This window comes from Limnohabitans sp. (assembly GCF_044373035.1).
In the GTDB taxonomy this organism is placed as follows: Bacteria; Pseudomonadota; Gammaproteobacteria; order Burkholderiales; family Burkholderiaceae_C; genus Limnohabitans_A.
In genome coordinates this window covers 1-3,681 of record NZ_JBILQU010000174.1, presented here as the reverse complement: position 1 = coordinate 3,681, position 3,681 = coordinate 1, and the positions used below count along the sequence as shown (strand labels likewise).

The 3,681-nt window shown below is 58.5% G+C and carries 4 protein-coding genes; 3 read left to right on the top strand and 1 reads right to left on the bottom strand.

Translation table 11 applies throughout. From position 1 onward, the window contains the following. Positions 1–453 precede the first annotated feature (453 nt). Together ACIQ47_RS15275 and miaB are read left to right on the top strand one after the other, a co-directional pair. Entirely contained in the window at positions 454–960 is a 507-nt protein-coding gene (locus ACIQ47_RS15275) for a Fic/DOC family protein (protein ID WP_396438901.1), read from the top strand. A gap of 220 nt (positions 961–1,180) precedes the next feature. Next, entirely contained in the window at positions 1,181–2,542 is a 1,362-nt protein-coding gene (miaB, locus tag ACIQ47_RS15270) for a tRNA (N6-isopentenyl adenosine(37)-C2)-methylthiotransferase MiaB (protein WP_396438899.1), read from the top strand. Positions 2,543–2,554: 12 nt separating this feature from the next. On the opposite strand, the gene ACIQ47_RS15265 is transcribed toward miaB, so the two are convergent. Continuing rightward, the gene (locus tag ACIQ47_RS15265) at positions 2,555–2,950 is read right to left on the bottom strand and encodes a gamma-glutamylcyclotransferase (RefSeq protein ID WP_396438898.1); all 396 of its coding nucleotides are present in this window, start codon (positions 2,948–2,950) and stop codon (positions 2,555–2,557) included. A gap of 376 nt (positions 2,951–3,326) precedes the next feature. On the opposite strand from ACIQ47_RS15265, the gene ACIQ47_RS15260 reads away from it, so the two are divergent. Continuing rightward, positions 3,327–3,681 (top strand): Rieske 2Fe-2S domain-containing protein (locus ACIQ47_RS15260; protein WP_396438897.1); only part of this gene is annotated, 355 nt, incomplete at its 3' end.

Below are 3,681 nucleotides of genomic sequence, written 5' to 3'. Positions count from 1 at the left end.
CCGCGAACTGACGGGCCAGCCTCACCCCGAAATGACCCAGGCGCCCTATTTTCTGGGCCAATGCCACAGCTGGGCCCATGACAGCCCGACGGTGCAAAGGGCTTATCCGATGTTTTTCAAGCCGAAGAGCCCCCTGGCCAATGAGTGACAGTTCCACGCCTCTTCAGTAAAATCGAGTGAACTGGAAATCATTTGCAATGCCCCAAAGCCCAACCACCCCATCTGCACGTAAAAAAATCGTTGCAAATACGCTGGGCACACTGCGCATTGAAAAACTCAGGCCCAGTGTCGGCCTCAAGTTCGGACTTGAGGCCTATGTGAGCGGTCACAAAACGACTGCGGAACTGCTCGCCGAGCTCAAGTCCAGGTATGTCACGCTACGAGGCGGATGACACCTACTGCATGCCCGGCACCACTGTTCTGTAAAACAAGGCCGGGATCACAGATCAAAACTTGCTGGATGAGTTCGAGGGCGACTTCACCACCCTCCGCATCATTGAGCTCTCCGAGCAAGCCATCGACGGCGATTTCGATCTCGATCACTTGTGCAAAATCCACGCGCACATCTTTCAAGATGTTTATGACTGGGCTGGCATGGTCAGGACGGTGGACATCGTCCGGGGCGACAGTCGCTTTTGCAATGCCCGATTGATCGCTTCATACGCTAACAAAGTATTTAAAACGCTCAAAGACGAGAACCACCTGCGTGGACTTGGGGCCAGTCCCATATCGCATCGGCTCGCGCACTATTTGTCAGAAATCAACGCGATTCATCCTTTCAGAGAAGGCAATGGACGCGCGCAAAGGTTGTTCATCGCTCAACTGGCTGAGCAGGCAGGATTTGCCCTCGACTACTCAGCACTCAACCAAGCCGACGTTTACCCGATCATGCAAGCCTCTTTCACCGGAGATGAAAGACCACTTGCAGCTCTGATTTTTTCAATCATTTCTGAATCCTGAGCGTAAGCGGCAAACTGCGCCAGCCGAAGTGTCTAAAGGTTTGGGGTAACGTCAGACCCACTGAAATGATCTGCCTGCGATAATCACGTTCCTTAGCGCCCCGCGCGCTTTTCCCCAACAGCCTCTGGATCTACACCATGAACCGCTGCACTCTGGCCCCTGGCGGGCGTACTTTGCTTTGCCTTGACTTCATCACCTCCATGAATTCCGTGGAGGCCACATGAGCAAGAAGGTCTTCATCAAAACCTTTGGCTGCCAAATGAACGAGTACGACTCGGACAAGATGGCCGATGTGCTGGGCGCAGCGCAGGGCTACGTGCCCACACAGAACGTGGACGAGGCCGATCTGATTTTGTTCAACACCTGCTCGGTGCGTGAGAAGGCGCAAGAAAAAGTCTTCAGCGATCTGGGCCGGGTGCAGCACCTGAAAGCCAAGGGCGTGCTGATTGGCGTGGGCGGCTGCGTGGCCAGCCAGGAAGGTGCCGAAATCATCAAGCGCGCGCCCTATGTGGACGTGGTGTTTGGCCCGCAGACCCTGCACCGCCTGCCCGAGTTGCTGAACGAGCGCGAGCGCAAGCAGCGCCCGCAGGTGGACATCAGCTTCCCCGAGATTGAAAAGTTCGACCACTTGCCCCCAGCCAAGGTGGACGGCGCCACCGCCTTTGTGTCGATCATGGAAGGCTGCAGCAAATACTGCAGCTATTGCGTGGTGCCTTACACCCGGGGCGAAGAGGTGTCGCGCCCGTTTGACGATGTGCTGGTCGAAATCGCCGGTCTGGCCGCGCAGGGCGTGAAAGAGATCACCCTGCTGGGCCAGAACGTGAACGCTTACCGGGGCAAGATGGGTGGCAACACCATCACAAACCGCACAAGCGCTGTGGAAATCGCTGACTTTGCCTTGTTGCTGGAATACGTGGCCGACATGCCGGGCATCGAGCGCATCCGCTACGTGACCAGCCACCCGAACGAGTTCACGCAGCGCCTGATCGACGCGTATGAAAAGATTCCCAAACTGGTGAGCCACTTGCATTTGCCGGTGCAGCACGGCTCGGACCGCATCTTGATGGCCATGAAGCGCGGCTACACCGCCATGGAATACAAGAGCACGATCCGCAAGCTGCGGGCGATCCGCCCTGACCTGTCGCTCAGCAGCGATTTCATCGTGGGCTTCCCCGGCGAGACCGAGGACGACTTCAACAAGATGATGAAGCTGATCACCGATGTGGGCTTTGACTCGAGTTTCAGCTTCATTTTCAGCCCCCGACCCGGCACGCCTGCGGCCAACCTGCACGACGACACGCCGCACGCCGAAAAACTGCGCCGCCTGCACCACCTGCAAGCGACCATCGAAGCCAACGTGCAGCGCATTGGCGAGAGCCGCGTGGGCACGGTGCAACGCATTTTGGTGGAGCGCCCTTCACGCAAGGACGCCACCGAGCTGGCGGGCCGTACCGAATGCAACCGGGTGGTCAACTTCCCCGGCGGCCCGAACATGGACCGCCTGATCGGTCAGATGGCCGATGTGCGCATCACCCAAGGCTTGTCGCACTCGCTGCGCGGGGAGTTGGTGATCAAGGACTGACCCGCTGGGTTTTCAGGACTCGCGCCCGACTTCGCGGATGTAGCGGCGGTAATCGCCATGCGGGATGGGCGTGCAGCCATCCACGGGCCGGTTGTACAGATAGGTCTGCACCTGCTGGCCTTGCTGCGGGCCGCTGACCACCGTCACCAACTCACGCCAGTAATGTGATTGGGCGCGGTCACCGGGTAGCACGCCTTCCACCCCATCCAGACGTGCCAAGTGCGCGTCATCCACTTCATAGACTTCGCCGGTGACTTGCCCATCACCGTGAAGTAGCCCGGGGTAACGGCCCACATCGATCAAACGACCGGCGATATGGGCTGGCCCCACAAAGCGGGCGCCGTGCATTTGGGCCTCCAGCCGCAGGCCGGGCATGAGGGTTCCGTAGATAAAAATAATGTGTTTCATGGGCATGATTTTGCTCTAAATATGGCCATGCAATGTGGCTTTTTTAGCCCCTTGACTTTAAGCGATCACTTGTGGACCAATGGACCCTGATGCCAGCAAGGCTGCAGCCCTTCTTGGTGAGTTCAAGCGTGGCAATCTCTTTTGTGCGCAAGCATCCCACTGGATCGCCGCGTCCCCAGCGCCTCAGGATGACGGATTTTTTAAACTGCCAGGACGCATGCCACGCGCAATGACGGAACATGCCGTATTCAATGGCCCATGAAGACGGATGACTACAATGCGCCAAAGTTTAAACTGACCGGCAACAGACAAGCGTGGGCCTCCAGACCAACGGGCCCACGCCACCGGTAGATACAAGGCACAAGCCAGAGGCCCCATGAAAGCAGAACAAAACGAGTTGATCACCCGCATTGGCCCAAGTACGGCCTGCGGCGCGGTGATGCGCCATTACTGGCAGCCCGTCGCCTTGGTGGACGAGTTCAACCCCGCGCTCGACCCGCGCATGGCGATTCGCCCGGTGAAAGCGGTGCGCATTCTGGGGCAAGACTTGGTACTGTTTCGCAATGCGCAGGGCGACTATGGCTTGCTCGACCGCGACTGCCCGCACCGTGGGGCCGACCTGGCCTTTGGCCGCAACGAAGGCGATGGCCTGCGTTGCCCTTTTCATGGCTGGAAGTTTGACGTCACGGGCCAGTGCATCGAAACACCTGCCGAGCCCTCCGGCAGCACGC